Annotated in this window: 24 protein-coding genes, 1 tRNA gene and 1 pseudogene; 8 read left to right on the top strand and 18 right to left on the bottom strand. The window is 64.4% G+C overall.

Translation table 11 applies throughout. The features are described from left to right. Position 1: 1 nt before the first annotated feature. The 3 genes from BMZ43_RS26710 (at position 2) to BMZ43_RS01855 (ending at position 1677) form a co-directional block, all read left to right on the top strand. Positions 2 to 77, top strand: a tRNA-Glu gene (locus BMZ43_RS26710). A 134-nt stretch (positions 78 to 211) separates the two neighbouring features. Then, the gene (locus BMZ43_RS01860; protein WP_064307227.1) at positions 212 to 1354 is read left to right on the top strand and encodes a GNAT family N-acetyltransferase; all 1143 of its coding nucleotides are present in this window, start codon (positions 212 to 214) and stop codon (positions 1352 to 1354) included. Beyond that, the gene (locus BMZ43_RS01855; protein ID WP_017640297.1) at positions 1348 to 1677 is read left to right on the top strand and encodes a YnfA family protein; all 330 of its coding nucleotides are present in this window, start codon (positions 1348 to 1350) and stop codon (positions 1675 to 1677) included. The genes BMZ43_RS01860 and BMZ43_RS01855 overlap by 7 nt, the downstream gene beginning before the upstream one ends. 15 nt (positions 1678 to 1692) lie before the next feature. On the opposite strand, the gene BMZ43_RS01850 is transcribed toward BMZ43_RS01855, so the two are convergent. The 4 genes from BMZ43_RS01850 to BMZ43_RS01835 are packed head-to-tail and all read right to left on the bottom strand — an operon-like array spanning position 1693 to position 6687. Next, positions 1693 to 1923 (bottom strand): YheU family protein, encoded by a 231-nt coding sequence (locus BMZ43_RS01850; RefSeq protein ID WP_007162735.1) that lies wholly within the window; start codon positions 1921 to 1923, stop codon positions 1693 to 1695. A 54-nt stretch (positions 1924 to 1977) separates the two neighbouring features. Further along, on the bottom strand, positions 1978 to 3165 hold the full coding sequence (locus tag BMZ43_RS01845) for an osmoprotectant NAGGN system M42 family peptidase (RefSeq protein ID WP_017640298.1): 1188 nt from the start codon (positions 3163 to 3165) through the stop codon (positions 1978 to 1980). Beyond that, the gene (gene ngg / locus BMZ43_RS01840) at positions 3162 to 4901 is read right to left on the bottom strand and encodes an N-acetylglutaminylglutamine synthetase (RefSeq protein ID WP_064307224.1); all 1740 of its coding nucleotides are present in this window, start codon (positions 4899 to 4901) and stop codon (positions 3162 to 3164) included. Before ngg ends, BMZ43_RS01845 begins: the two co-directional genes overlap by 4 nt. A gap of 13 nt (positions 4902 to 4914) precedes the next feature. Then, positions 4915 to 6687: an N-acetylglutaminylglutamine amidotransferase gene (locus BMZ43_RS01835; RefSeq protein ID WP_093249327.1), complete on the bottom strand. Its 1773-nt coding sequence runs from the start codon at positions 6685 to 6687 to the stop codon at positions 4915 to 4917. Positions 6688 to 7084: 397 nt separating this feature from the next. On the opposite strand from BMZ43_RS01835, the gene BMZ43_RS01830 reads away from it, so the two are divergent. Next, positions 7085 to 7345, top strand: a complete 261-nt coding sequence (locus tag BMZ43_RS01830; protein ID WP_007162739.1) for a type B 50S ribosomal protein L31 — start codon at positions 7085 to 7087, stop codon at positions 7343 to 7345. A gap of 22 nt (positions 7346 to 7367) precedes the next feature. Here the strand turns inward: BMZ43_RS01830 and metR are convergent, their stop codons facing one another. From metR to BMZ43_RS01805, 5 genes are all read right to left on the bottom strand, one after another. Further along, on the bottom strand, positions 7368 to 8285 hold the full coding sequence (gene metR, locus BMZ43_RS01825; protein ID WP_064307222.1) for a transcriptional regulator MetR: 918 nt from the start codon (positions 8283 to 8285) through the stop codon (positions 7368 to 7370). A gap of 143 nt (positions 8286 to 8428) precedes the next feature. Continuing rightward, complete coding sequence (glpD, locus tag BMZ43_RS01820; RefSeq protein ID WP_093249323.1) at positions 8429 to 9958, bottom strand: glycerol-3-phosphate dehydrogenase; 1530 nt, start codon at positions 9956 to 9958, stop codon at positions 8429 to 8431. Positions 9959 to 10114: 156 nt separating this feature from the next. Next, positions 10115 to 10879 (bottom strand): DeoR/GlpR family DNA-binding transcription regulator, encoded by a 765-nt coding sequence (locus tag BMZ43_RS01815; RefSeq protein ID WP_064307220.1) that lies wholly within the window; start codon positions 10877 to 10879, stop codon positions 10115 to 10117. A gap of 171 nt (positions 10880 to 11050) precedes the next feature. Then, on the bottom strand, positions 11051 to 12559 hold the full coding sequence (glpK, locus tag BMZ43_RS01810; protein ID WP_093249319.1) for a glycerol kinase GlpK: 1509 nt from the start codon (positions 12557 to 12559) through the stop codon (positions 11051 to 11053). A gap of 30 nt (positions 12560 to 12589) precedes the next feature. Next, a complete protein-coding gene (locus BMZ43_RS01805) occupies positions 12590 to 13462 on the bottom strand; it encodes an MIP/aquaporin family protein (RefSeq protein WP_093249316.1) in 873 nt (290 codons plus the stop codon). Positions 13463 to 13757: 295 nt separating this feature from the next. On the opposite strand from BMZ43_RS01805, the gene BMZ43_RS01800 reads away from it, so the two are divergent. Beyond that, positions 13758 to 14540, top strand: coding sequence for a PhzF family phenazine biosynthesis protein (locus tag BMZ43_RS01800; RefSeq protein WP_017640305.1), 783 nt, complete (start codon positions 13758 to 13760; stop codon positions 14538 to 14540). Between the two features lie 45 nt (positions 14541 to 14585). Here BMZ43_RS01800 and argF read toward each other — a convergent pair whose 3' ends face one another. Together argF and BMZ43_RS01790 are read right to left on the bottom strand one after the other, a co-directional pair. Further along, positions 14586 to 15503: an ornithine carbamoyltransferase gene (gene argF, locus BMZ43_RS01795; RefSeq protein ID WP_026083758.1), complete on the bottom strand. Its 918-nt coding sequence runs from the start codon at positions 15501 to 15503 to the stop codon at positions 14586 to 14588. Positions 15504 to 15695: 192 nt separating this feature from the next. Next, the gene (locus BMZ43_RS01790) at positions 15696 to 16100 is read right to left on the bottom strand and encodes a DUF3597 domain-containing protein (RefSeq protein ID WP_093249312.1); all 405 of its coding nucleotides are present in this window, start codon (positions 16098 to 16100) and stop codon (positions 15696 to 15698) included. Between the two features lie 243 nt (positions 16101 to 16343). Here BMZ43_RS01790 and grxD point away from each other — a divergent pair, with 243 nt between their 5' ends. After that, positions 16344 to 16670 carry a Grx4 family monothiol glutaredoxin gene (gene grxD / locus BMZ43_RS01785; protein WP_017640308.1) on the top strand — a complete coding sequence of 109 codons (327 nt, stop codon included), beginning with the start codon at positions 16344 to 16346 and terminating at the stop codon, positions 16668 to 16670. A 60-nt stretch (positions 16671 to 16730) separates the two neighbouring features. Here the strand turns inward: grxD and bfr are convergent, their stop codons facing one another. The 4 genes from bfr to pyrC all read right to left on the bottom strand — a co-directional run bounded on the left by bfr (position 16731) and on the right by pyrC (position 19452). Further along, positions 16731 to 17207, bottom strand: a complete 477-nt coding sequence (gene bfr / locus BMZ43_RS01780) for a bacterioferritin (RefSeq protein WP_017640309.1) — start codon at positions 17205 to 17207, stop codon at positions 16731 to 16733. 193 nt (positions 17208 to 17400) lie between these two features. Continuing rightward, on the bottom strand, positions 17401 to 17616 hold the full coding sequence (locus BMZ43_RS01775; RefSeq protein ID WP_026083759.1) for a bacterioferritin-associated ferredoxin: 216 nt from the start codon (positions 17614 to 17616) through the stop codon (positions 17401 to 17403). A 118-nt stretch (positions 17617 to 17734) separates the two neighbouring features. Beyond that, a complete protein-coding gene (gene rnt, locus BMZ43_RS01770; RefSeq protein ID WP_371099781.1) occupies positions 17735 to 18406 on the bottom strand; it encodes a ribonuclease T in 672 nt (223 codons plus the stop codon). A gap of 2 nt (positions 18407 to 18408) precedes the next feature. After that, positions 18409 to 19452, bottom strand: coding sequence for a dihydroorotase (gene pyrC / locus BMZ43_RS01765; RefSeq protein WP_093249309.1), 1044 nt, complete (start codon positions 19450 to 19452; stop codon positions 18409 to 18411). A gap of 142 nt (positions 19453 to 19594) precedes the next feature. Between pyrC and BMZ43_RS01760 the strand changes: the two genes are divergently transcribed. After that, positions 19595 to 20545, top strand: a complete 951-nt coding sequence (locus tag BMZ43_RS01760; protein ID WP_093249305.1) for a flagellar protein MotY — start codon at positions 19595 to 19597, stop codon at positions 20543 to 20545. Between the two features lie 117 nt (positions 20546 to 20662). Next, entirely contained in the window at positions 20663 to 21880 is a 1218-nt protein-coding gene (locus BMZ43_RS01755; protein ID WP_093249301.1) for an argininosuccinate synthase, read from the top strand. Between the two features lie 51 nt (positions 21881 to 21931). Here the strand turns inward: BMZ43_RS01755 and BMZ43_RS01750 are convergent, their stop codons facing one another. The 3 genes and pseudogenes from BMZ43_RS01750 to BMZ43_RS01740 form a co-directional block, all read right to left on the bottom strand. Next, a complete protein-coding gene (locus BMZ43_RS01750; protein WP_059314422.1) occupies positions 21932 to 22111 on the bottom strand; it encodes a PA3496 family putative envelope integrity protein in 180 nt (59 codons plus the stop codon). A 141-nt stretch (positions 22112 to 22252) separates the two neighbouring features. Then, a complete protein-coding gene (gene nth, locus BMZ43_RS01745) occupies positions 22253 to 22891 on the bottom strand; it encodes an endonuclease III (protein WP_093249298.1) in 639 nt (212 codons plus the stop codon). Continuing rightward, positions 22888 to 23883, bottom strand: a pseudogene (locus tag BMZ43_RS01740) (RnfABCDGE type electron transport complex subunit B); the annotation flags it as partial. The gene nth and the pseudogene BMZ43_RS01740, both read right to left, overlap by 4 nt. Positions 23884 to 24005: the final 122 nt, after the last annotated feature.

Raw genomic sequence — 24005 nt, 5'->3', positions numbered from 1 at the left:
CGTCCCCTTCGTCTAGTGGCCTAGGACACCGCCCTTTCACGGCGGTAACAGGGGTTCGAGTCCCCTAGGGGACGCCACACTCGAAAGAAACCGCCTCACGGCGGTTTTTTTTCGTCCGCACGAAAGCCATTCACCAGGGTCTTTCCCAGGTGCCCGTCAGGGCATTGAATTGTGTTAGACCTGTACGCCGAGTCCAAGCAAGGGGAGTGGGATGATCGTCGAGTATCTCTACAGCCTGGCCCAGGTGTCTGCCGAGCAGTGGAACGGTTTGCTGGTGGACGACCAGCCCTTTCTGCGGCATGAATTCCTCTCCACCCTGGAAGACAGCGGCAGCCTGGGGCAGGGGACCGGCTGGCAACCCGCGCACCAGATCCTCAAGGATGAACAGGGTCGACTGCGGGCCGCGATGCCGGCCTATCTCAAGGCGCACTCCTATGGCGAATACGTCTTCGACTGGGCCTGGGCCGATGCCTGCCGGCGCGCCGGGATCGACTACTATCCCAAGCTGCTGGCCGCCGTGCCCTTCTCGCCGGTGCAGGGGGCGCGTCTGCTGGGCGAGCCAGCCGCCTGCGCAACCCTGCTCGACGCCACCACGGGCAGCCTGGCCGGTCTGGAGCTCTCCAGCCTGCACGTAAACTTCACCGACCCCAAGGCCGATGCCGTGCTGCAGGATCGCGACGGCTGGCTGGCCCGCCTCGGTTGCCAGTTCCACTGGCATAACCGCGGCTATCGCGACTATGGCGACTTCCTCGCCGCCCTGACCTCGCGCAAGCGCAAGCAGCTGCGCAAGGAGCGCGACCAGGTCGCCGGCCTGGGGGTGAGTTTCGAGTGGCGTAAGGGCGATGAGTTGAGCGAAGCCGAGTGGGACTTCGTCTATGCCTGCTATGCCAATACCTATGAGGTGCGTGGCCAGGATCCCTACCTGACCCGCGCCTTCTTCAGCCTGCTGGCCGAGCGGCTGCCCGAGGCGATTCGGGTGGTGCTGGTCCGCCAGGGCAGTCGGCCGGTAGCCATGGCCTTCTATCTCAAGGACGATGACACCCTCTATGGCCGTTACTGGGGCTGCCTGCAGGAATTTGACCAGCTGCACTTCGAGACCTGTTTCTACCAGGGTATCGAGTACGCCATCGCCGAAGGGCTGCAGCGCTTCGATGCCGGCGCCCAGGGTGAGCACAAGCTGATTCGGGGCTTCGAGCCCACCCTGACCCATTCCTGGCACTACCTGGTGCATCCGGGTCTGAGAGCCGCTGTGGCGGAGTTTCTCGACCAGGAGCGAGAGGGGGTCCAGGCCTATGCGCGCCGGGCCGCCGAGGCCTTGCCCTATCGCCAGGAAGACGGCGCGGCACCATGCTGAACTATCTCTGGTTCTTCTTGGCCGCGCTATTCGAGATCGCCGGCTGCTATGCCTTTTGGCTCTGGCTACGGCTGGATCGCAGTCCCTGGTGGATAGCGCCCGGGCTTGCCAGCCTGGTGCTCTTCGCCCTGTTGCTGACGCGTATCGAGTCGGCCTACGCCGGGCGCGCCTACGCCGCCTATGGCGGCATCTATGTGGTGGCGTCGCTGGGCTGGCTGGCGCTGGTCGAACGCACCCGGCCGACTTGGACGGATCTGGCGGGCGGTCTGCTGTGCGTGGCCGGGGCGCTGGTGATCCTGTTGGCGCCGCGCGGCAGTACCTGACAGGCGCGAGACGCGCTAGTCGTCGAGCAACTCGGGCGGCACGTCGCGGCGCAGCACCAGTTGGCACAGCGCACTGTCCGGATCGAAGAGGATGACGGCTTCGCCGGTTTCCAGGGCACGTCGGGCGCGCTGGGTACGGGTCGCCAGGGGTGTTTCGTCACCGTTGTCGGTGCCGTCGCGGGTAACGAAGTCTTCCAGCAGGTTGTCTAGGGTGGCGGCAGCGAGCTGGTCGTGGGGGATGATCATCGAGAGGTGCCTGAAAAAAGGCGCCCAGGATACCCCAGGCGCTTGGTTCGAACGCTATTTGCTGCCGTCGCCGACGACCTCCTCCAGCGGCGGCAGGTGCGTCTGGTTGTCCATCTGGGTGTCTTCCGGCAGCAACTGGTGACCGAAGCGATCCAGCGAACTGTCGGCCGGTTGCGCATCGCTGTCGAACACCGGCGGGCTGAGCATGTAGCCGGTCAGCAGCTGGCTGAGCGCCGCCAGGCTGACGATATGGGTGCGCTCGTAGCCATGGGTGGCATCGCAACCGAAGGCCAGCAGGGCGACCCGCACGTCCTGGCCGGAACTGATCGCCGAGTGGGCGTCGCTGTAGTAGTAGCGGAACAGGTCGCGGCGCACCGGGATGTCGTTGCGTTGCGCCAGGCGCAGCAGGTGCCGTGACAGGTGATAGTCGTAGGGGCCGGCGGAATCCTGCATGGCGACGCTGACGCGGTGCTCGTCGGAGCGCTGGCCGGGCGCAACCGGGGCGATGTCGATGCCGACGAATTCGCTGACGTCCCAGGGCAGGGCACCGGCGGCGCCGGATCCCACTTCCTCGGTGATGGTGAACAGCGGGTGGCAGTCGATCGGCGGCGTCTGGCCGGTTTCCTTAAGCATCTTCAGGGCGGTGAGCAGGGCGGCGACGCCCGCCTTATCATCCAGGTGACGCGAGCTGATGTAGCCGCTGTCGGTGAATTCCGGCAGCGGATCGAAGGCGACGAAGTCGCCGACCTGCACGCCCAGTTGCTCGGTCTCGTGGCGACTCTTGGTCACGGCGTCCAGGCGCAATTCGATGTGGTCCCAGGTCACCGGCATCTTGTCGATCTCGGTGTTGAAGGCGTGACCCGAGGCCAGCAGCGGCAGCACACTGCCTCTCAGGGTGCCGTCATCGGTGAACAGGCTGACCCGGCTGCCTTCGGCGAAGCGACTCGACCAGTGGCCGACTGCCGCCAGGCCCAGGCGGCCATTGTCCTTGATCTCGCGGACGATGGCGCCAATGGTGTCCAGGTGCGCGGAGACGGCCCGGTCGGGACTCTCCTTGTGGCCCTTGATGGTGGCGCGGATGGTGCCGCGGCGGGTCAGTTCGAAGGGGATGTCGAGTTCGTTGAGCCGTTCGGCGACGTACATGACGATGGTGTCGGTGAAGCCCGTGGGGCTGGGGATGGCCAGCATGTCCAGCAGGACCTTGCGCAGGTAATCCAGATCGGGCTCGGGCAAGCGATTCATAGCGGAACCTCCCGGGACAGCGGGAACAGCAGGTCGATGAAGCGTTCGGCGGTGGGGCGCGGCTCGTGATTGGCCAAGCCCGGGCGCTCATTGGCTTCGATGATGACGTAGTCGGGCGAGTCGGCAGCCGGGACCAGCAGGTCCATGCCGGTGACGGGGATGTCCAGTGCCCGGGCCGCCTGGATGGCCGCGTCGGCCAGCACCGGATGGAGGCTGTCGGTGACGTCTTCCAGGATGCCGCCGGTGTGCAGGTTGGCGGTCTTGCGCACGGCCAGGTGGGTGCCGGTGGGAAGCACGCTGTCCCACTCGTAGCCGGCACCGCGGATGGCGCGTTCGGTTTCCTCGTCCACCGGGATGCGCGACTCGCCGCCGGTGGCGGCTTGGCGACGGCGACTCTGGGCTTCGATCAGGTCCCGGACGCTGTGCTGACCGTCGCCGACGATTTCCGCCGGCCGGCGGATGGCCGCAGCCACCACCTCGTGGCCAATGACCACTATCCGCAGGTCGAGGCCCTGGTGAAAGCTTTCCAGCAGCACGCGATCGTCATAACGCTGCGCCGCCTGGATGGCGGTGGCGAGGTGTTCGGCGTCGCGGATATCCACGGCCACGCCCTTGCCCTGTTCGCCATTGACCGGCTTGACCACCAGAGCGCCATGCTTCTCCAGGAAGGCGGCGTTGTCTTCGTCGCTGCCCGCCAGTTGCTGTTCAGGGACCTTCAACCCGGCCCGGGCCAGGGTACGGCTGGTCAGCACCTTGTCGGCGCAGAGGGTCATGGTCACGGCGGAGGTGAGATCGGTGAGGGATTCGCGGCAGCGGATGCGGCGGTTGCCCTGGATCAGGGTGAAAAGGCCGCCCTCGGCATCGTCCACCTGGACCTCGATGCCACGCCGCAGGGCTTCGTCGACGATGATCCGCGCATAGGGGTTCAGCTCGGCCGCTGGCCCAGGACCAAGGAACAGGGTCTGGTTGATGCCGTTCTTGCACTTGATGGCGAAGGTCTGCAGCGGTCGGAAACCCAGCTTGTCGTAGAGGCGCTTGGCCTGCAGGTTGTCATGCAGCACCGACAGGTCCAGATAGGCCAGGCCGCGACTGGCATAGTGCTCGATCAGGTGGCGCACCAGCGCCTCGCCGACGCCGGGTCGGCTGCACTCGGGCGATACCGCCAGGCACCACAGCGAGGAGCCGCCATCGGGATCCTGGAAGGCCTTGACGTGATTGAGGCCCATCACCGAGCCGATGATGGCGCCGCTGTCGTCGTCTTCCGCCAGCCAATAGACCGGGCCGCCCTTGTGCCGGGGCGTCAGCCGCTCGGTATCGACGGGCAGCATGTGCCGCTGCTGATAGAGCCGGTTGATCTCGCTCCAGTCCTGCGCGGAGCAGGCGCGGCGGATCCGAAAGCCGCGATAGATCCGGCGGGCCGGACGATAGTCGCTGAACCAGATCCGCAGGGTATCGCTAGGGTCGAGGAACAGCTGCTGGGGTGCCTGGGCCAGCACCTGATGCGGCGCGGCCACGTAGAGCGCAATGTCGCGCTCGCCGGGCGTTTCGGTGAGCAGCTCCTTGGCCAGGCTGGCGGGGTCGGGATAGGTATGGCCGACGAGCAGCCGTCCCCAGCCGCAATGCAGGCAGAGCGGCTGGGAGGTCGGATGATCGCCTTCCGCCAGGCGCGCCTGCAGCCGTTCGTAGGAGGGCGTCTGGGCACGCTGGAGGCGCTGGTTGTAGCTGGTCGCTTTCATGCGTCTTGCACCCTCACAGTCCGTGTTCGCTCAGCCAGAGGTTGAGCGCGGCGAGTTGCCAGAGCTTGGAGCCACGCAGGGGCGTAATGCGGTCGGCCGGATTGGTCAGCAGGCGATCGATCTCGGCGGTGTCGAACAGACCGCGATCCTGGCTGGGATCCAGCAGCAGCTCGCGTACCCAGCTGAGGGTGTTGCCTTCCAGGTGCTTGAGGCCCGGCACCGGGAAATAGCCCTTGGGTCGGTCGATCACCTCCTGAGGAATGACCTTGCGCGCGGCGGCCTTGAGTACCTGCTTGCCGCCGTCGCCCAGCTTGAACTCGGCGGGAATGCGTGCCGAGAGTTCGGCCAGGCGATAGTCGAGGAAGGGCACCCGGGCTTCCAGGCCCCAGGCCATGGTCATGTTGTCGACCCGCTTGACCGGGTCGTCCACCAGCATCACGGTGCTGTCCAGGCGCAGGGCCTTGTCGACCCCGGCGCTGGCGCCCGGCTTGGCGAAGTGCTGACGGACGAAGGCCTCGGCGGCGTCTTCCTCCAGGCGCATGCCCGCCTGCACGGTGGCGGCATACTGGGCGTAGTCGCGGTCGAAGAAGGCGGCGCGATAGGCGGCGAAGGGATCGGCGGCGCCATGCACCTGGGGATACCAGTGGTAACCGGCGAAGAGTTCATCCGCGCCCTGGCCGCTCTGTACGACCTTGCAGTGCTTGGAGACCTCGCGTGACAGCAGATAGAAGGCGATGCAGTCGTGGCTCACCATCGGCTCGCTCATGGCCGAGAAGGCGCGCGGCAGCTGCTGGATGATCTCGTCCTCGGCGATGCGCAGTTGATGGTGACGGGTACCGTAGTGATTGGCGATCAGATCGGAATACTGGAATTCGTCGCCGCGCTCGCCGCCGGCATCCTCGAAGCCGATGGAGAAGGTCAGCAGGTCCTTGACCCCCGAATCGTGCAGCAGGCCCACCAGCAGGCTGGAATCCACGCCACCCGACAGCAATACGCCCACCTCGCGCGCGGCGCGCTGGCGGATTGCGACGGCATCCTTGAGGCCGTGCAGGACCCGCTCGGCCCAGTCATCCAGGGTGTAGCGGCGCTCGTCTTCACGGGGACCGTAGTCCAGGTTCCACCAGGTCTCCTGATGCTGGTGGCCAGACGCATCCACGGTCATCCAGGTCGCCGGCGGCAGCTTCTGCACGCCCTGCAGGATGGTGCGCGGTGCCGGCACCACGGCGTGGAAGTTCAGGTAGTGGTTGAGCGCGACCGGATCGATGCGGGTGTCGATGTCACCGGCTTCCAACAGGGCGGGCAGGCTGGAGGCGAATCTCAGGCGTTTGTCAGTGAACGACAGATACAGCGGCTTGATCCCCAGACGATCCCGGGCGATGAACAGCCGGCCGCTGTCACGCTCCCAGATGGCGAAGGCGAACATGCCATTGAGCTTGGGCAGCATGTCCTTGCCCCAGGCGTGATAGGCCTTGAGCAGGATCTCGGTGTCACCTCCGGAATAAAAGCGGTAACCCTTGGCTTCCAGCTCGCTGCGCAATTCCGGGTAGTTGTAGATGGCGCCGTTGAACACCATCGACAACCCCAGTTCCGGCTCGATCATGGGTTGGCCCGAGGCTTCCGCCAGATCCATGATCTTCAACCGCCGGTGGCCCAGGGCGACCGGCCCTTGGCTATGGAAGCCCCAGGCATCCGGTCCGCGCTGTTCGAGGCGGTGGGTGATGCGCTCCACCGCGCTGATGGCTGCAGGTTGTTGATCGAAACGAAGCTCTCCGGCGATGCCGCACATGGTGCTGTGCCTCTTGAATCCTTGGGATGCGGCGCAACGAGTTCAGTCCCGAACCCGGCATGCGCATCCAATGCGTGTGGACTTCTCGCGATCCTTGAGAAGCCAATGCAGGGCGCCGTGCGGGCGCAAAGGGCAGGGGCGGACAGCTCGTCTGTCTGGCGCCGTGGGCCTGAACGCACGCACCGACCGACAGCGGGTCTCAAAGAGAGTGGGGTACCGCCGGTCAGGGCCTCAGGTTACGAGCCCCAGGCGCGGCGGATGGTTCCATCGCAAGGGTCATGGCTGCCGCCACCGTCACAGGCGGGACTGCAAAAGTGATCTTTATATGTTATAATGTATCTTTAATCGGCGCGCGGAAGGCATCTCGTCTTCGGCGCCCCAGACCAGGAGACGTCTCATGAAACCCGGTATCCATCCCAACTACCGTCCCGTGCTGTTCCACGACACCACCTCGGACACCTACTTCCTGATTCGCTCCACGGCCGAGAGCGACCGCACCCAGGAATACGAAGGCGAGACCTATCCCTACATCAGCCTCGACGTATCCAGCGCTTCCCACCCCATCTACACCGGCGAGCAGCGCCAGATGAAGGTCGAAGGCCGCGTCTCGAGCTTCAACAAGAAGTTCGCCGGCTTCCCGGGTGGCAACAGCAAGTAAGCGCCACGGGCAGCGCGCCGGCTCAGCGCGCGCTGCTGACCCCTTCGAGGGTGGCGAAGGAGGTGTCCTTGGCGGTCAGCAGGAAATCCTGCATGAAGGGCGCTTCCAGCATGTCTTCGCGAATCGCCGCATGGAGCGTCGCATAGAGGCCTTTCTCCCCCAGCCGGCGCGCCGTCACGTAGCCGCGCGAGCTGTACTCGTGGATCGCCCAGTTGGGCAGGCAGCAGACGCCACGGCCTGACGCCACCAGTTGCAGCATCATCACCGTCATCTCCGCCGTGCGAATCGAGAGCGGTTCGACATCGGCCGGATCGAGAAAGCGGGTGAAGATATCCAGTCGATCGCGCTCCACCGGATAGGTGATCTGGGTCTCCTGGGCGAGGTCCTCGGGCACGATATAGGGCCGCTGTGCCAGGGGATGCTGGTTGGCCACCGCCAGCAGGGCTTCGTAGGTGAACAGTGGCACATAGGTGACCCCCGAGAGGTCCACCGGATCGGCGGTGACCACCAGATCCAGATCGCCCCGCGCTAGCGCGGGCAAGGGTGCGAAAGAGAATCCGGAGGCCAAGTCCAGCTCCACTTCCGGCCAGGAATCGCGAAACTGGTCGATGGTCGGCATCAGCCATTGGAAGCAGCTGTGGCATTCGATGGCCATGTGCAGCCGGCCCGCCGTCCCGCCCACCAGTCGCGCCAGATCCCGTTCGGCACTGCGCAGATGCGGCAACACCGCGTCCGCGGTCTGCAGCAGGCGCAAACCAGCGCTGGTGAAGCGGATGGGTTTGGTCTTGCGAATGAATAGCGGGGTCCCCAGCCGTTCTTCCAGTTCCTTGAACTGATGGGAGAGGGCGGACTGGGTTAGATGCAAGCGTTCTGCAGCCTCCACCAGACTGGAGGATTCGCGGAGTGCATGCAGGGTTTTCAGGTGGCGAAGTTCGAACATGGCGTCGGCGCTGGAGGTAAAGGTGCATCATGAAGACTTTTCATGGTGCTGCCTATGCTCCAACGTGCCTGGCGCGCTGTTTCAGTGTCTATTGCAATGGTGAACTGTTCCTGAGCGGATTGCCCGCTCAGGAACAGCAGGCGTCAGGCCGCGTTGCTGTCCTTGGCGCTCCGGGCGGGTTCGGAATGCGCCAGGAGGTTTTCCAGAGCGGCCCGCTCCGTATCGGTAAATACCAGGCCCAGCTTGGTCCGCCGCCAGAGCACGTCATCGGCACGGGTGACCCACTCGTGGCGCTGCAGGTATTCCACTTCACGCCCGTGGAGGTCAGCGCCGATTACCGCACCTAGTTCCTCCACCGAGCGCGAATCACCCAGCAGGGTCCAGACCCGACTGCCATAGGTGGTGGCCCAGCGCTGCGCCAGGGCCGGCGTCAGGCCGCTGACCTTGTCCAGCAGTTCGCGGGTCAAGGCCTGGGGCGTGGTCATGTTCTCGCCACCGGGCAGCGGTGCCGAGGCTGTCCAGCTGTTGCCCAGCCGGGGGAAGAAGGGCTGCAGCTGCGCCATCGCCGACTCGGCCAGCTTGCGATAGGTGGTCAGCTTGCCACCGAACACCGACAGCAGTGGGGCGCCCTGTTCTTCGGCCAGCGACAGGGTGTAGTCGCGGGTGATGGCGGAGGGGTTATCCGACTCGTCGTCGCACAGCGGGCGGACACCGGAGAAGGTGTGCAGGACGTCATCGCGACTGAGCTGCTTGCGGAAGTGGGCATTGGCCACCCCCAGCACATAGTCGATTTCCTGGTCGGTGATGGCCACCTTGGCCGGATCGCCCTGGTACTCGCGATCCGTAGTGCCGACCATGGTGTATTGGCCCAGGTAGGGAATGGCGAAGACGATGCGGCGATCTTCGTTCTGCATGATGTAGGCCTGCTCGCCGTCGTACAGCTTGGGCACGATGACATGGCTGCCCTGGATCAGGCGGATTCCGTAAGGCGACTTCTGCTGCAGGTCCTGGCGAATGAAGCTGGCGACCCAGGGGCCGGCGGCGTTGACCAGGCCCTTGGCACGGATCTGCTGGCGACCCTGAGGACCTTCGACCTCGACCTCCCAGTGACCCTCGACGCGACGGGCGCTGACACAGCGAGTGCGGGTCACGATGTCGGCACCCTTGTCACGCGCCTGCATGGCGTTGAGCACCACCAGGCGGGCATCGTCCACCCAGCAATCGGAATATTCGAAGCCACGCTTGATCTCGGCCTTGAGCGGCCCCTGGGCATCGAATTTCAGGCCGCGCGAACCCGGCAGCTTTTCGCGCTTGCCGAGGTGGTCATAAAGGAAGAGACCGGCACGGATCATCCAGGCCGGACGCAGGTGCGGGCGATGGGGCAGGACGAAGCGCATCGGTTTGACGATGTGGGGCGCCTTCGCCAGCAGTACCTCGCGCTCGGCCAGGGCTTCGCGCACTAGCCGGAACTCATGGTGTTCCAGGTAGCGCAGGCCGCCGTGGATCAGCTTGCTGCTGGCGGACGAGGTATGGCTCGCTAGGTCGTCGCGTTCACAGAGAAACACCGACAGACCCCGACCGGCGGCATCGGCCGCGATGCCTACGCCGTTGATGCCACCGCCAATGACGGCGAGATCGTAAGTCCGGGGAGTTGCAGTGGATGCCTGGGCCATGGTGCCTCCTGTGAAACGAACATAATTATTCAATTTCGAACATAATAGCCCAGCAAAAACTCAGGTTCTAGCCAGGTCTGTGTCTTCAGACCGCTAAAACGAAAAAAAACGAATATGGAGAGGAGGGAGGCGACGAATGGTCGTCGCCTCTGGAGGTCAGCGCGGGCGCGCTACCTCGACCTTGACCTGCCATTCGCGCAGGCAGCGCGCGAAGGCCGGAGAGGGCTCCTGTTCGGTGAACAACTGATCGATCTGCTCCAGGTTGCCCAGGCGGATCATGGCGTTGCGGCCGAACTTGCTGGAGTCGGCGGCGAGAAACACCTGGCGGGCATTGTGGATGATGGCCTGGGAGACGCAGACCTCCTGGTAGTCGAAATCCAGCAGGGTGCCGTCTTCGTCGATACCGCTGATGCCCACCAGGGCGTAGTCGACCTTGAACTGCTTGATGAAGTCGGCCGTGGCCTGGCCCACCACGCCGCCATCGCTGCGCACCTTGCCGCTGGCGATCAGCACGTCGAAGTCGTCCTTGGCGCTGAGGATGTTGGCCACGTGCAGGTTGTTGGTGATGACCTTGAGGCTGCGATGCCCGAGCAGGGCATGGGCGATGGCCTCGGTGGTGGTGCCGATGTTGATGAACAGCGATGCATGGTCGGGCACGGCAGCGGCCACGGCTTCGGCGATCAGGCGCTTTTCCTCGCGCATCTGCCCGGCCCTCATGCTGTATTCGGTGTTTTCCACGCTGGAGTCGTGGGCGGCACCCCCGTGGTAGCGCCGCAGCAGCCCGGCTTCGGCGAGCTGGTTGATGTCGCGGCGGATCGTCTGGGGGGTGACGGAGAAATGCTGGGCCAGCTCTTCGATGCTGACGTAGCCGCGCTCACGGACCAGTTCGAGAATCTGCTGTTGGCGAGGCGCCAGGCTCATTACGGCTTCCTTGAGGTGATCGAGTAAATTCACAGAGGATGCCGTAGCTCTTTCAAGGTGGAAAGCGCTTGTCGCGCAAAGCAAGACCGGCGTCGGAAGACGCCGGCCTCGTGGGGGAGCCTTGCGGGAAGCGGCCCGGCAAGTACCGGCCGCCTCCCGGTCGGATTCGACTCAGTCCAGCGCCCAGCCGCGGGTACGCTCGACGGCCTTCTTCCAACCCTTGTACAGGGTGTCTCTCTTGCTCGGATCGCAAGCCGGTTCGAAGACGCGCTCGATGGTGCTCTTGCTGCGCAACTCGTCCAGGCTGCTCCAGAAGCCGGTGGCGAGACCGGCCAGGTAGGCCGCGCCCAGGGCCGTGGTCTCCTTCATTTCCGGTCGCTCGACCCGGGTGCCGAGCACGTCCGACTGGAACTGCATGAGGAAGTTGTTGGCGGTGGCGCCGCCGTCCACGCGCAGGGACTTCAAGGCTTCGCCGGCATCCTGCTGCATGGCGTCCAGCACGTCGCGGGTCTGGAAGGCGATGGATTCCAGAGTGGCGCGGATGATGTGGTCCACCTTCACGCCCCGGGTCAGGCCGAACAGCGCGCCGCGGGCATAGGGATCCCAGTAGGGCGCGCCCAGACCGGTGAAGGCCGGGACCAGGTAGACGCCGTTGCTGTCGGTCACCTTGGTGGCGAAGTACTCGGAGTCCAGGGAATCGTTGATCACCTTGAGCTCGTCACGCAGCCACTGGACGGTGGAGCCGCCGTTGAAGATGGCGCCTTCCAGGGCATAGTTGACCTCGCCGCGAGGACCGCAGGCGATGGTGGTCAGCAGGCCGTGCTGGGACTGCACCGCCTTCTCGCCGGTGTTCATCAGCAGGAAGCAACCGGTGCCATAGGTGTTCTTGGCCTGGCCGGGCTCCACGCACATCTGGCCGAACAGCGCCGCCTGCTGGTCGCCGGCGATACCGGCGATGGGGATGCCGGTGGTCTGGCCGCTGCCCAGGTGCGCCTGGCCATAGACCTCGGAGGAGGATTTCACCTCCGGCAGCATCTCGCGCGGGATGTCGAGCACCTCGAGCATGGTGGCATCCCACTCACGCTTGTGGATATCGAACAGCAGGGTGCGGGAGGCGTTGGTGTAGTCGGTGACGTGGGCTTGACCGTGGGTCATCTTCCAGATCAGCCAGGTGTCCACGGTGCCGAACAGCAGCTCGCCGCGGCGGGCGCGTTCACGGCTGCCTTCGACGTGATCGAGGATCCACTTGATCTTGGTGCCGGAGAAATAGGGATCGATCACCAGGCCGGTGGTCTTGCGGATATGGTCTTCCATGCCGTCGCGCTTGAGCTGGTCGCAGATCGCGGTGCTCTGGCGGCTCTGCCAGACGATGGCGTTGTAGATGGGACGACCGGTAAGCTTGTCCCAGACGATGGCGGTTTCACGCTGGTTGGTGATGCCGATGGCGGCGATCTGCTCGGTGCTGATGCTGGCCTGGGCCAGAGCCTCGACGAACACCGCGCTCTGGGTGGCCCAGATCTCCATGGGGTCGTGCTCGACCCAGCCGGCCTGGGGATAGATCTGCGCGAATTCGCGCTGGGCGATGGTCACCACGTTGGCATTGCGGTCCAGCACGATGGCGCGGGAGCTGGTGGTGCCCTGGTCGAGCGCGACGATGTACTGCTTGTTCTGGTCGGTCATGGTCGTATTCCTTATTGTGATTCGCGGCGATCAGGACGCTTTGGAAGCGGAGTTCACTTCGGTGCGGGCGCTGTCATCGGCCTTGGCCGGGACGTCGCAGGCACCGGAAGCCAGGCCGGGCAGGTGACGGCAGATCAGCGCCTTGTAACCGGCGGCGCCCAGGCAGGCACCGACGATGGGGCCGAAGATCGGCACCAGGAAGTAGGGGATGTCGCGGCCACCGGTAAAGGCGATTTCACCCCAGCCGGCGAAGAAGGCCATCAGCTTGGGTCCGAAATCCCGGGCCGGGTTCATGGCGAAGCCGGTCAGCGGACCCATGGAACCACCGATCACGGCGATCAGCAGGCCGATCAGCAGGGGGGCGAGCGGGCCACGGGGCAGGCCGTTGCCGTCGTCGGTGAGGGCCATGATCATGGCTAGCAGGATGGCGGTGATGACGGCTTCGACCAGGAAGGCCTGACCGATCGACAGGGAAGGATGGGGATAGGTGGAGAAGACGCCGGCCAGTTCCAGGCTCGCCTGGCTGCCGCGGACCATGTTGTGGGCCTGTTCATAATCGAAAAACAGGCTGCTGTAGAGGCCGTAGACCAGCGCCGCGCCACAGAAGGCACCGGCGACCTGGGCCAGGATGTAGGCCGGGACCTTGCGTCTTTCGAAGCCACCGAACAGCCAGAGGGCGATGGTGACGGCCGGGCTGAGATGCGCGCCGGAGACACCGGCGGACAGGTAGACCGCCATGCTCACGCCGACGCCCCAGATGATACTGATCTCCCACAGGCCGAGGGTAGCGCCGCCGACCTTCGCGGCCGCCACGCAGCCGGTACCGAAGAAGATGAGCAGGGCTGTGCCGAGGAATTCGGCGATGCATTGACCGCGTAGTGTTGGAGCGAGAAGAGTACTCATGGGGGAGCCTCGTGGTTGTTGTATTTATAGGTGGCCGGTGGGCCATTTGTTCGCAACCGAAAATCTAATTTCAAATATGAAAACTGTCAAAGCTCCTGAGCGCAAAAACAGTGACGACGTTCGACAATTCATTGCCGATGCGACGCCGCCTGCTATTTTGGTCATAGGACTTGTGAAGACAACCTGTCCATCGGCCGGTCTTAGGCTGTAGCCGTCGCTACAGGGATCATCAGAGGCCGGGTGCCCGTGCGACGTTGACGCTTGCTGTTTCTCTTCTTCTGCTCAGGTAGCGTGCATGTCCCTAGAATTTCATCAGGTCGATGCCTTCACCGATCAGGCCTTTCGCGGCAATCCTGCTGCCGTCTACCGCCTGGATAGCTGGCCGGCCGACGAGCTGCTGCAGCGAATCGCCACCGAGCACAATCTTTCGGAAACCGCCTTCGTGGTGCGCGAGGGCGAGACCTGGCGGATTCGCTGGTTCACCCCGCGGACCGAGGTGCCATTATGCGGTCATGCCACCCTGGCAGCCGCCCATGTGCTGTTTGAAGCCTATGGAGAGCCTGGAGATCGACTGGAGTTCATCTGCCAGTCGGGCGTGCTGCGGGTGTTTCGCGAGGGCGATGGCCTGCTGGCGCTGGATTTTCCGGCGTTGGTGCCCACGGAGCTGGGGGTGACGCCCGAATTAGAGCGAGCCCTGCAGGTCTCGCCGGTGGATGCCCTGGCGGCGGACAAGCTGCTGGTGCTGCTGGAGTCGGAACAGGCGGTGCGTGACTGCAAGCCGGATCTGGCTGCCATCGCCCGGCTGCCCTGGCAGGGCGTCATCGTGACCGCGCGGGGGCAGGAGGTCGACTTCGTCTCGCGCTTCTTCGCCCCGGCAGTGGGCGTGGACGAGGATCCCGTCACCGGCTCGGCGCATTGCAGCCTGATTCCCTACTGGTCGCGGCGACTGGCCAAGCGGATGCTCACCGCCCAGCAACTCTCCGCTCGCGGTGGGCAACTCAGGTGTCGGTTAGAAGGCGATCGGGTCAGTATCGCCGGGCGGGCGGTAACGGTCATGCGCGGGCAGCTGTTGCTGTGAGCCAAAGGCCTCGGCTGCCTGGCGCAACCGAGGCCTACGCCAGGATCAGGCGTGTAGCGGCGGCTTGATGAGGAATTCGAGCAGCGCCTTCTGGGCGTGGAGGCGATTTTCGGCTTCGTCCCAGACCACGGCGCGCGGATCGTCCAGCAGGGTATGGCTGATTTCCTCACCGCGGTGAGCCGGTAGGCAGTGCATGAACAGCACCTCGGGGGCGGCGCCATCGAGCAGCTCGGCGGTGACCTGGTAGGGCTTGAAGGCTGCCAGGCGCAGACGGGTTTCTTCTTCCTGGCCCATGGAGGTCCAGACATCGGTGCTGACCAGGTGCGCCTGGGCCACGGCCTCACGCGGATCCCGGGTCAGCTGCACGCGGTCGCCGGCCCGTTCGAGAAAGCGCGGGTTGGGCTCGTAGCCTTCCGGACAGGCAATGCGCAGGGTGAAGTCGAGCTGTTCGGCCGCCTCGATGTAGCTGTTGCACATGTTGTTGCCGTCGCCGATCCAGGCCACGGTCTTGCCACGGATATCGCCCCGGTGTTCGAAGAAGGTCTGCATGTCGGCCAGCAGCTGGCAGGGGTGCAGGTCATCCGACAGACCATTGATCACCGGCACCTGGGAATGGGCGGCAAAGGTGGTCAGCATCTCGTGGGCGTAGGTGCGGATCATCACGCCGTCGAGCATGCTCGACATGACGCGGGCGCTGTCCGGAACGGGTTCGCCGCGGCCGAGTTGGGTATCCCGGGAGGAGAGAAAGATCGCCTGGCCGCCGAGCTGGATCATGCCGGCCTCGAAGGAGAGGCGGGTGCGGGTCGAGGCCTTCTCGAAGATCATGCCCAGGACGCGATTGCGCAGGGGTTCGTGCAGCACACCCCGGTTACGCAGGGCCTTGAGCTCGATGCCCCGTGCGATGAGTTGCCGGAGTTCCGCGGAGGAACAATCCATGAAAGAGAGAAAGTGGCGAACCGTCATTTCGTTACCCTAGCGTCCCGTCCCGGTAACGGCCGTCCCTGGAGGACGCGGCGAACCTGAGAGCATGCCGTTTCAAACGGCGGAAAGACCAAAGGCGAAATGGTATAAGTTCATGTCGCATTTTACCACCATCGCAGGCTAGGCCCTCAATTCAGGGCGGCTAGCCTGGGACAGGGTAGCGGACGGGTGGGGTTACAGTAGGTCGGTGGGAACGTTGCCGCCGTTGTCGGCCAGCTTCTGCAGAACGGCCTTGTGCAGCCACATGTTCATCTGGGCGGAGTCGTTCAGCTTGTCGGCGGGGCAGTTCAGCTCCTTGGCCAGTTCCTGGCGCGCGGTCAGGCTGCTGTCCAGGTCGAGCAGCTTGAGCAGGTCGACGATGGAGGTCTTCCAGTTGAGCTGTTCGCCTTTCTGGGCGGCCAGGCCGTCGAGCTTGGCGGCGACGTCCACCTGGCTCATGGGAGTGGCGCCGCCGGTCGCGGCCGGGTTGCCGGTAGGTGCGGCGGTATCGGTCGCGCCGGTGGTGGGCGCTGCGGCGGGGGTATCCGCGTGGGCCTCACCAATGCCGAGCTTCGAGAGGATCTTGCTGAACAGGCTCATGGAGTTCTCCTGGGTCTTGGATCAGGCGCACCGAGTGGCGCCTACCCTTAACCTGACCACAGCCTCGCCGCCAAAGTTTGCCAGTTGGTCTGCCAAATCGCTGCGGGCGGAGCGAACGGGCCTCGACAGACGTGGTCGATTGCCAGGTCGAGCCGCGCCTGTTTCGGGCTGGACGTCGCGGAAATCCCGGCGTTCCACCGGCCTTTCCGTTACAATCGTCCCACCGTATTAGCGAGGTGCATCGTGGAAATCATCGATACCATCAAAGACCAGATTGCCAACAATCCCGTGCTGCTCTACATGAAGGGTTCGCCGAACGCGCCTCAGTGCGGCTTCTCTTCCCGTGCCGCTCAGGTGTTGATGGCCTGTGGCGAAAAATTCGCCTATGTCGACATCCTGCAGAATCCGGAAATCCGCGCCAATCTGCCCAAGTACGCCAACTGGCCGACCTTTCCCCAGCTGTGGGTGGGCGGCGAGCTGGTCGGCGGCAGCGACATCCTGGCCGAGCTGTACGAGAAGGGCGAGCTGCAGACCCTGATCAAGCAAGCCGTGGAAACCAAGGACGCCTGAGTCTTTGGCCCATAAAAAAAGCCCGCAGCGTGCGGGCTTTTTTTATGGGCGTTTGCCCGATCAATCGTCGTCGTGCATCTGCGACTGGATGTAGTTCTCGATCCCGACGCTGGCGATCAGACTCAGCTGGGTTTCCAGCCAATCGATGTGCTCTTCCTCGGACTCGAGGATGCTCTTGAGCATGTCGCGGCTCACGTAGTCCCGCACGCTTTCGCAATAGGTGATGGCTTCACGCAGGTCAGCCACGGCGCTGATTTCCAGGCGCAGGTCGCACTGGATCATTTCCTGGGTGTTCTCGCCGATCATCAGCTTGCCCAGGTCCTGCAGATTGGGCAGGCCTTCCAGGAACAGGATGCGCTCGATCAAGCGATCGGCGTGCTTCATCTCGTCGATGGATTCCTTGTACTCATGATGACCCAGCTTGCGGATACCCCAGTCGTTGTACATCCGCGAGTGCAGGAAATACTGGTTGATGGCCACCAGTTCGTTGCCAAGGATCTTGTTCAAGTGCTGGATGACGGTGATATCGCCTTTCATGGCCGGACCTGCGAATCGGGTGGGATTGCCGGCAGTCTGAGCGTGGAAGGGCCCTTTGTCAAAAGCTTAAGTTGTTGAAAAATCGACGAAAATCGAACGGTAATCGAAAGCTTTTCCATCCTTTCCGTAAGCGTTTGATTAGACAATAAAAAAGCCGGACGCAAGGTCCGGCTTTTTTTTGCAGGGATGTTGCTCAGGCGCGCGGGACGTCCAGGGCGTAGGCGAGCTGCTGGGCACCATGTAGCTCACCGAGGGTTTCCTTGACCACCTGCTTGGCGAGGCAAGCGCACTTGCCGCACTGGGTGGCGCAACCCGTGCTTTCCCGGACTTCCCGATAACTGCAGCAGCCTTCATAGATGGCTTCGCGAATATGCTTGTCGGTCACGCCACGGCAAAGACACACGTACATGGATCGCCTGCTGTATGAGTGGAGGTGCCGCCAAAGCTAATGACAATGAGAATGATTGTCAAAGTTGTAGGCGGCAAAATCTCATCAAAGGCGTCCTTGGCGACAGGCGGTTGTCAGATCAGTCCAGGTCGACCCAGCCGCCCATTTCCCGCCACCGATTGACGATGCCGCAAAACAGCTCGGCGGTCTTCTCGGTGTCGTAACGGGCCGAGTGGGCTTCACGATTGTCGAACTCGATGCCAGCCGCCTGGCAGGCCTTGGCCAATACCGTCTGACCATAGGCCAGACCAGCCAGGGTGGCGGTATCGAAGCTGGAGAACGGGTGGAAGGGGTTGCGCTTCAGGCCGCAGCGCAGCACCGCGGCATTGAGAAAGCCCAGGTCGAAGCTGCTGTTATGGCCGACCAGGATGGCCCTCTTGCAGCCACTGGCCTTGAGCGACTTGCGTACACCCTTGAAGATCTCGCTCAGGGCCTGCTCTTCGCCCACCGCCATGCGCAGCGGATGGTCGAGCTTGATGCCGGTGAATTCCAGCGCCGCCGGTTCGATATTGGCGCCGACGAAGGGTTCGACGCGGAAGAAGTAGGTGTGATCCGGATAGAGCACCCCTTCCTCGTCCATGGCCACGGTGGTGGCGGCGATTTCCAGCAGGGCATCGGTGGCGGCGTTGAAGCCACCGGTCTCGACGTCCACCACCACCGGCAAATAGCCGCGAAAGCGGCGCGCCATGGGGATGCGCGAGTCGGACATCGGCTGGCTGGCATCCAGTTCGTCGCTGAAGGTCTCGTCCATGCTCATGCGCCCACCTCCAGCCGCCAGCGCAGCGTTTCGCCCGCGCGCAGCGGAATCACCTCATGGTCGCCGAACGGCAGGGAGGCCGGCGCCTGCCAGTCCTCGCGCACCAGGGTGACGGTCTCGGTATTGCGCGGCAGGCCATAGAAGTCAGGGCCGAAGTGGCTGGCGAAGCCTTCCAGGCGGTCGAGGGCGTCGCGGCTCTCGAAGGCTTCGGCATAGAGCTCGAGCGCACCGTAGGCGGTATAGCAGCCGGCACAACCGCAGGCCGCTTCCTTGGCGTGACGGGCATGGGGCGCCGAGTCGGTGCCGAGGAAGAACTTGGGGTTGCCGCTGGTGGCGGCGTCCAGCAGGGCGCTCTGGTGGGTGTTGCGCTTGAGGATCGGCAGGCAATAGAAATGCGGCCGGATGCCGCCCACCAGCATGTGGTTGCGGTTGTACAGCAGATGATGGACGGTGATGGTGGCACCCACGTTGGCCGGGGCCTCGCGCACGAAGGCAGCGGCGTCGCCCGTGGTGATATGTTCGAACACCACCTTCAGCGTCGGGAAGCGCTGGACGATACGCACCAGGTGCTCGTCGATGAATTTCTTCTCGCGGTCGAAGACATCCACCTCGGCATGGGTGACCTCGCCATGCACCAGTAGCGGCAGGCCGATCTCAGCCATGGCTTCCAGGGTCGGGAAGAGGTTGTCGAGGGAGGTGACCCCGGAATCGGAGTTGGTGGTGGCTCCGGCCGGATAGAGCTTGGCGGCATGCACGAAACCGCTGGCCTTGGCGCTGCGCACGTCTTCCGGGCTGGTGCGATCGGTGAGGTAGAGCACCATCAGCGGCTCGAAGCGGCTGCCCGCCGGACGCGCGGCCAGGATGCGCTCGCGGTAGGCGGCGGCCTGCTCGGCAGTGCGCACCGGTGGCACCAGGTTGGGCATGACGATGGCGCGACCGAATTCGCGGGCGGCGTCGGCGACGGTCTGCGGCAGGGCGGCGCCGTCGCGCAGGTGAATGTGCCAGTCATCGGGACGGGCAAGGGTGATCCGGTCGGTCATGCGGGATTCCAGGCTGCGGGAAAGTGGGGAAATGCTACCGGAAAAGGGGGTAGCCGGCACCCGTGCAGCGGGATCGCGCTCAAGTTTTCCGCGCCCTTGACCGATATGAAGCCCAGGTACTTTTTTCTTTCCGGAGCTCGACGTGCGCCCGCGTTACCTCTTCCTTTCCTGTCTGCTGCTCGCCGTTCCGGCCTGGGGGATGACCTTCCAGAGTCGGCTCGAGAGCGTGGAGTGGAAGGTGGAGGGCGACATCTTCGCCTGTCGGCTGCTGCAGCCCATCCCGCGCTTCGGCAGCGGTGGTTTCCTGCGCCGCGCCGGCGAGGCCACGGTATTCGAGCTGCGCCCCAACGGTCAGTGGTTGCCGGTGGGCAGCGCCAGCCTCAAGGCTGCGGCGGTGCCCTGGAAGCCGGGCCTTGGCGACATCAGCCTCGGCTCGGTCAAGGTGGTGGAGGGGGAGCAGGCCCTGACGACCAGCGCGCAGCAGGCTCAGCGCCTGCTGGCGGGATTGATGGAAGGGCGCATGCCGCAGGTCAGTCGGCCGGGTGCCCTGGATGACCGCGTCGAGGTCCGGCTGCTGCCCGTGCACTTCGAGCCGGCCTACCAGCAGTTCCAGGCCTGTACCCAGAAGCTGCTGGCGGTCAACTTCGAGCAGATTCGCCATTCCCAGGTCGGCTTCCCGGGCGGTGGCGATACCCTGGACGACAACGCCAAGGCCAAGCTCGATCTCATCGACGAGTACCTGAAGGCCGATCCGACGGTCAACCACGTCATCGTCTCGGGCTACAGCGACAACCAGGGCACCCGGCTGGACAATCGCCAGGAATCCCGGCTGCGTGCCATCGCCGTGATGGAGTACCTGAAGACCAAGGGCTTCCCCGCGGAGCAGATCGAGTTGCGCTTCTTTGGCGAGCAGTATCCGCTGGCACCCAACAACAGCAAGACCAACCGGGCGCTCAACCGGCGCGTGACCCTGGTGTTCTCGCGGGTGCCGCCAAGCAGCGAGCCAGCGACCGCGCCGACCACCAGTACCGCGGCCAATCCGAGTGAGCCACCGGCGCCGACCCCCGCCCCGCCAGCCAAGCCCAAGGGCTGATCCGCTGCAACCGCATGTCGCCCAGACATCAGAGTGCGTCGCGCCTCTGTAAAAGCGGCGATACCACCAGTAGAATTACCGCTTTCCGACTCAATGCAACACACGGGAGCGAACGGCATGGCGGATGTGAAGAAGGTAGTCCTGGCGTATTCCGGCGGCCTGGACACCTCGGTGATCCTCAAGTGGCTGCAGGATACCTATAACTGCGAAGTGGTGACCTTCACCGCTGACCTCGGCCAGGGCGAGGAAGTCGAACCGGCACGCGCCAAGGCCCAGGCCATGGGCGTCAAGGAAATCTACATCGACGACCTGCGTGAAGAGTTCGTCCGCGACTTCGTCTACCCGATGTTCCGCGCCAATACCGTCTACGAAGGCGAGTACCTGCTGGGTACGTCCATCGCCCGTCCGCTGATCGCCAAGCGCCTGATCGAGATCGCCAACGAAACCGGCGCCGATGCCATCTCCCACGGCGCCACCGGCAAGGGCAACGACCAGGTGCGCTTCGAGCTGGGCGCCTATGCGCTCAAGCCGGGCGTCAAGGTGATCGCCCCCTGGCGCGAGTGGGACCTGCTCTCCCGCGAGAAGCTGATGGACTACGCCGAAAAGCACCAGATCCCGATCGAGCGTCACGGCAAGAAGAAGTCGCCGTACTCCATGGATGCCAACCTGCTGCACATCTCCTATGAGGGTGGCGTGCTGGAAGACACCTGGACCGAGCACGAAGAAGACATGTGGCGCTGGACCAAGTCCCCGGAAGCCGCGCCGGACACCCCGACCTACATCGAGCTGACCTACCGTGCCGGTGACATCGTCGCCATCGATGGCAAGGAGCTGAGCCCGGCGACCGTGCTGGCCGAGCTCAACCGCATCGGCGGCGAGAACGGCATCGGTCGCCTGGACATCGTCGAGAACCGCTATGTGGGCATGAAGTCCCGTGGCTGCTACGAGACCCCCGGTGGCACCATCATGCTCAAGGCGCACCGCGCCGTCGAGTCCATAACCCTCGACCGCGAAGTGGCCCACCTCAAGGACGAGCTGATGCCCAAGTACGCCAGCCTGATCTACACCGGCTACTGGTGGAGTCCGGAGCGGCTGATGCTGCAGAAGATGATCGACGCCTCCCAGGCCAGCGTGAACGGCGTGGTACGCCTGAAGCTGTACAAGGGCAACGTCATCGTCGTCGGTCGCAAATCCGACGAGTCGCTGTTCGACGCCAACATCGCCACCTTCGAAGAAGACGGCGGCGCCTACAACCAGGCCGATGCGGCGGGCTTCATCAAGCTCAACGCCCTGCGCATGCGCATTGCCGCGGGCAAGGGTCGCACCCTGCTGTAAGGGTGGCGACGCCATGCGAAACCCCAGCCTAGGCTGGGGTTTTTTTATAGCTTACAGGTCGAAGTCGTACTCGGAGATCTGCCGCTTGAGGCGGCGTTCTTCGAGCATGTCGTCGATCAGGCGCCGCTTGGTCAGGTTGGTCTTGCTGACGACGGGTTCCACCGTTTCGGGCGCTTCGCCATCGCTCTCGAAATCGTCGTCTACATCGATGTCGCTTTTGTCTTCGGCCATGGGTAACTCCGGCAAGGCTGGACAGGGTCACACGCCAGTCATCGACGGGGCTGCGGACCTTTTCGCGCACCTTATAGCGACAAAGCAGGGGCCGGTAAAAAAGATTTTTTCAATCGCCAAAGGGCTTTGGTGCGCCCTTTTTCAATCGTCAGAGGTTTTTGCCTTGTATTCGCAGAGATCCTCGATGCGGCAGCTGCCGCAGCGGGGCTTGCGCGCCTGGCAGACGTAGCGGCCGTGCAGGATCAGCCAGTGGTGGGCATCCAGCAGGAAATCCTTGGGCACCACCTTGAGCAGCTTGAGCTCGACCTCCACCACGTTCTTGCCCGGTGCCAGGTTGGTTCTGTTGCTGACGCGGAAGATATGGGTATCCACCGCCATGGCGAGCTGGCGGAAGGCGGTGTTGAGCACCACGTTGGCGGTCTTGCGCCCCACGCCGGGCAGGGCTTCCAGTTCCTCGCGGGTCTCGGGCACCGCGCCGCCGTGTCGCTCCAGCAGCAGCCGGCAGGTTTCGATGACGTTCTTGGCCTTGCTGTTGTAGAGGCCGATGGTCTTGATGTACTCCGACAGCCCTGCCACGCCCAGGTCAAGGATGGCCTGGGGCGTGTTGGCCACCGGATAGAGGCGCGCGGTGGCCTTGTTGACGCTGACATCGGTGGCCTGGGCGGAGAGGATCACCGCGATCAGCAACTCGAAGGGTGAGGCATAGGCCAGTTCCGTCTTGGGGTCGGGATTGTCCTCGTGCAGACGACGAAAAATTTCCAGGCGTTTGGCGGCGTTCATCGGGCGGTTCGCTCTTCGAGGGCGGCGAGATGAGAGGCGGCCTGCTGCGCGGCGCTGCCCAGCGCTACGAGTTGCTCGCGCTGTTCGGCGGTGGGCGTGGCCCCAAAGGCGCGTTCGGCCCTGGTCAGCTGGGCACGCGCCAGGGTGGCGGCGATCCGCGCCTGCTTGAGGGCGGCGGGATCGGTAGCGGCCGTCGCCAGGGCAGGTGCGCTGGCAGTGACGGGCGCTTGCTGCGCCTTGTCCAGGGCCGCCTGGGCCTGCTGGGCGGCTTCACGCAACTGCTGTACCTGGGTTTCCAGCGCGGGCGTGCCGTATTGGACCAGTTGCCGTTCGGCCTTCTGCAGGGCGACACGCGCCATGGCGGCAGCGATCTTCAGCGGCTTGAGCGAGGATTCCGCCGTGGCGGGGGGCTCTGCAACCGTGGCGGTCGCAGGTGGCACCTGACGGCGCTGGCGTTCGGCGTCCAGCCGTTCGCGGTCCCGCTGCAGGCGTGCCTGGCGGGTGTCGAAACGGCTGCGGTAGTACTGCGCGCGCTGACGTTCAGCCTGGCGATCGACCGGTGCCGGTACCGCCACCAGATCGATGCAGTCCACCGGACAGGGCGCCAGGCACAGCTCGCAACCACTGCATTCGCTTTCGATGACCGTGTGCATCAGCTTGGCCGCGCCGAGGATGGCGTCGGTGGGGCAGACCTGGATGCACTTGGTACAGCCGATGCACTCGGCTTCGCGAATCACCGCGCGCTGGCTGGGCGTGACCGGATAGGGCGAGTCCAGTGGCAGGGTCGGGCGCTGCAGCAGGGCCGAAAGCTCGACGATGGTGGCTGCGCCCCCGGGCGGGCACTTGTTGTGCGCCTCGCCCGCGGCGATGCCGGCGGCATAGGGCTGGCAGCCGGGATGGCCGCACTTGCCGCACTGGGTCTGGGGCAGCAGGGCGTCGATGGCGGTGATGAGGGTAGCGTGGGCGTTCATGATCAGGGTCGGGGCTGGGGGAAGAACGGCGCCCTGAGAGCCTGCTCAAAGTCGGCTGCGCGTCGGCCAAACTGCGTTGAAAATGGCTTCGGAATGCTCATTTACGCTTTGTAAACTCCGCTTCCTCAGCCATGTTCGCCTTG

The organism is Pseudomonas sp. Snoq117.2 (assembly GCF_900110545.1).
Classification (GTDB): domain Bacteria; phylum Pseudomonadota; class Gammaproteobacteria; order Pseudomonadales; family Pseudomonadaceae; genus Chryseomonas; species Chryseomonas benzopyrenica.
This window is presented reverse-complemented; position numbering and strand designations above follow the sequence as displayed.

Excerpts from the sequence above, each read along its gene's own strand:
- BMZ43_RS01860 (WP_064307227.1), top strand. The coding sequence starts at position 212 with ATGATCGTCGAGTATCTCTACAGCCTGGCCCAGGTGTCTGCCGAGCAG.
- BMZ43_RS01855 (WP_017640297.1), top strand. The coding sequence starts at position 1,348 with ATGCTGAACTATCTCTGGTTCTTCTTGGCCGCGCTATTCGAGATCGCC.
- BMZ43_RS01850 (WP_007162735.1), bottom strand. The coding sequence starts at position 1,923 with ATGATCATCCCCCACGACCAGCTCGCTGCCGCCACCCTAGACAACCTG.
- BMZ43_RS01845 (WP_017640298.1), bottom strand. The coding sequence starts at position 3,165 with ATGAATCGCTTGCCCGAGCCCGATCTGGATTACCTGCGCAAGGTCCTG.
- ngg (WP_064307224.1), bottom strand. The coding sequence starts at position 4,901 with ATGAAAGCGACCAGCTACAACCAGCGCCTCCAGCGTGCCCAGACGCCC.
- BMZ43_RS01835 (WP_093249327.1), bottom strand. The coding sequence starts at position 6,687 with ATGTGCGGCATCGCCGGAGAGCTTCGTTTCGATCAACAACCTGCAGCC.
- BMZ43_RS01830 (WP_007162739.1), top strand. The coding sequence starts at position 7,085 with ATGAAACCCGGTATCCATCCCAACTACCGTCCCGTGCTGTTCCACGAC.
- metR (WP_064307222.1), bottom strand. The coding sequence starts at position 8,285 with ATGTTCGAACTTCGCCACCTGAAAACCCTGCATGCACTCCGCGAATCC.
- glpD (WP_093249323.1), bottom strand. The coding sequence starts at position 9,958 with ATGGCCCAGGCATCCACTGCAACTCCCCGGACTTACGATCTCGCCGTC.
- BMZ43_RS01815 (WP_064307220.1), bottom strand. The coding sequence starts at position 10,879 with ATGAGCCTGGCGCCTCGCCAACAGCAGATTCTCGAACTGGTCCGTGAG.
- glpK (WP_093249319.1), bottom strand. The coding sequence starts at position 12,559 with ATGACCGACCAGAACAAGCAGTACATCGTCGCGCTCGACCAGGGCACC.
- BMZ43_RS01805 (WP_093249316.1), bottom strand. The coding sequence starts at position 13,462 with ATGAGTACTCTTCTCGCTCCAACACTACGCGGTCAATGCATCGCCGAA.
- BMZ43_RS01800 (WP_017640305.1), top strand. The coding sequence starts at position 13,758 with ATGTCCCTAGAATTTCATCAGGTCGATGCCTTCACCGATCAGGCCTTT.
- argF (WP_026083758.1), bottom strand. The coding sequence starts at position 15,503 with ATGACGGTTCGCCACTTTCTCTCTTTCATGGATTGTTCCTCCGCGGAA.
- BMZ43_RS01790 (WP_093249312.1), bottom strand. The coding sequence starts at position 16,100 with ATGAGCCTGTTCAGCAAGATCCTCTCGAAGCTCGGCATTGGTGAGGCC.
- bfr (WP_017640309.1), bottom strand. The coding sequence starts at position 17,207 with ATGAAAGGCGATATCACCGTCATCCAGCACTTGAACAAGATCCTTGGC.
- BMZ43_RS01775 (WP_026083759.1), bottom strand. The coding sequence starts at position 17,616 with ATGTACGTGTGTCTTTGCCGTGGCGTGACCGACAAGCATATTCGCGAA.
- rnt (WP_371099781.1), bottom strand. The coding sequence starts at position 18,406 with ATGGACGAGACCTTCAGCGACGAACTGGATGCCAGCCAGCCGATGTCC.
- pyrC (WP_093249309.1), bottom strand. The coding sequence starts at position 19,452 with ATGACCGACCGGATCACCCTTGCCCGTCCCGATGACTGGCACATTCAC.
- BMZ43_RS01755 (WP_093249301.1), top strand. The coding sequence starts at position 20,663 with ATGGCGGATGTGAAGAAGGTAGTCCTGGCGTATTCCGGCGGCCTGGAC.
- BMZ43_RS01750 (WP_059314422.1), bottom strand. The coding sequence starts at position 22,111 with ATGGCCGAAGACAAAAGCGACATCGATGTAGACGACGATTTCGAGAGC.
- nth (WP_093249298.1), bottom strand. The coding sequence starts at position 22,891 with ATGAACGCCGCCAAACGCCTGGAAATTTTTCGTCGTCTGCACGAGGAC.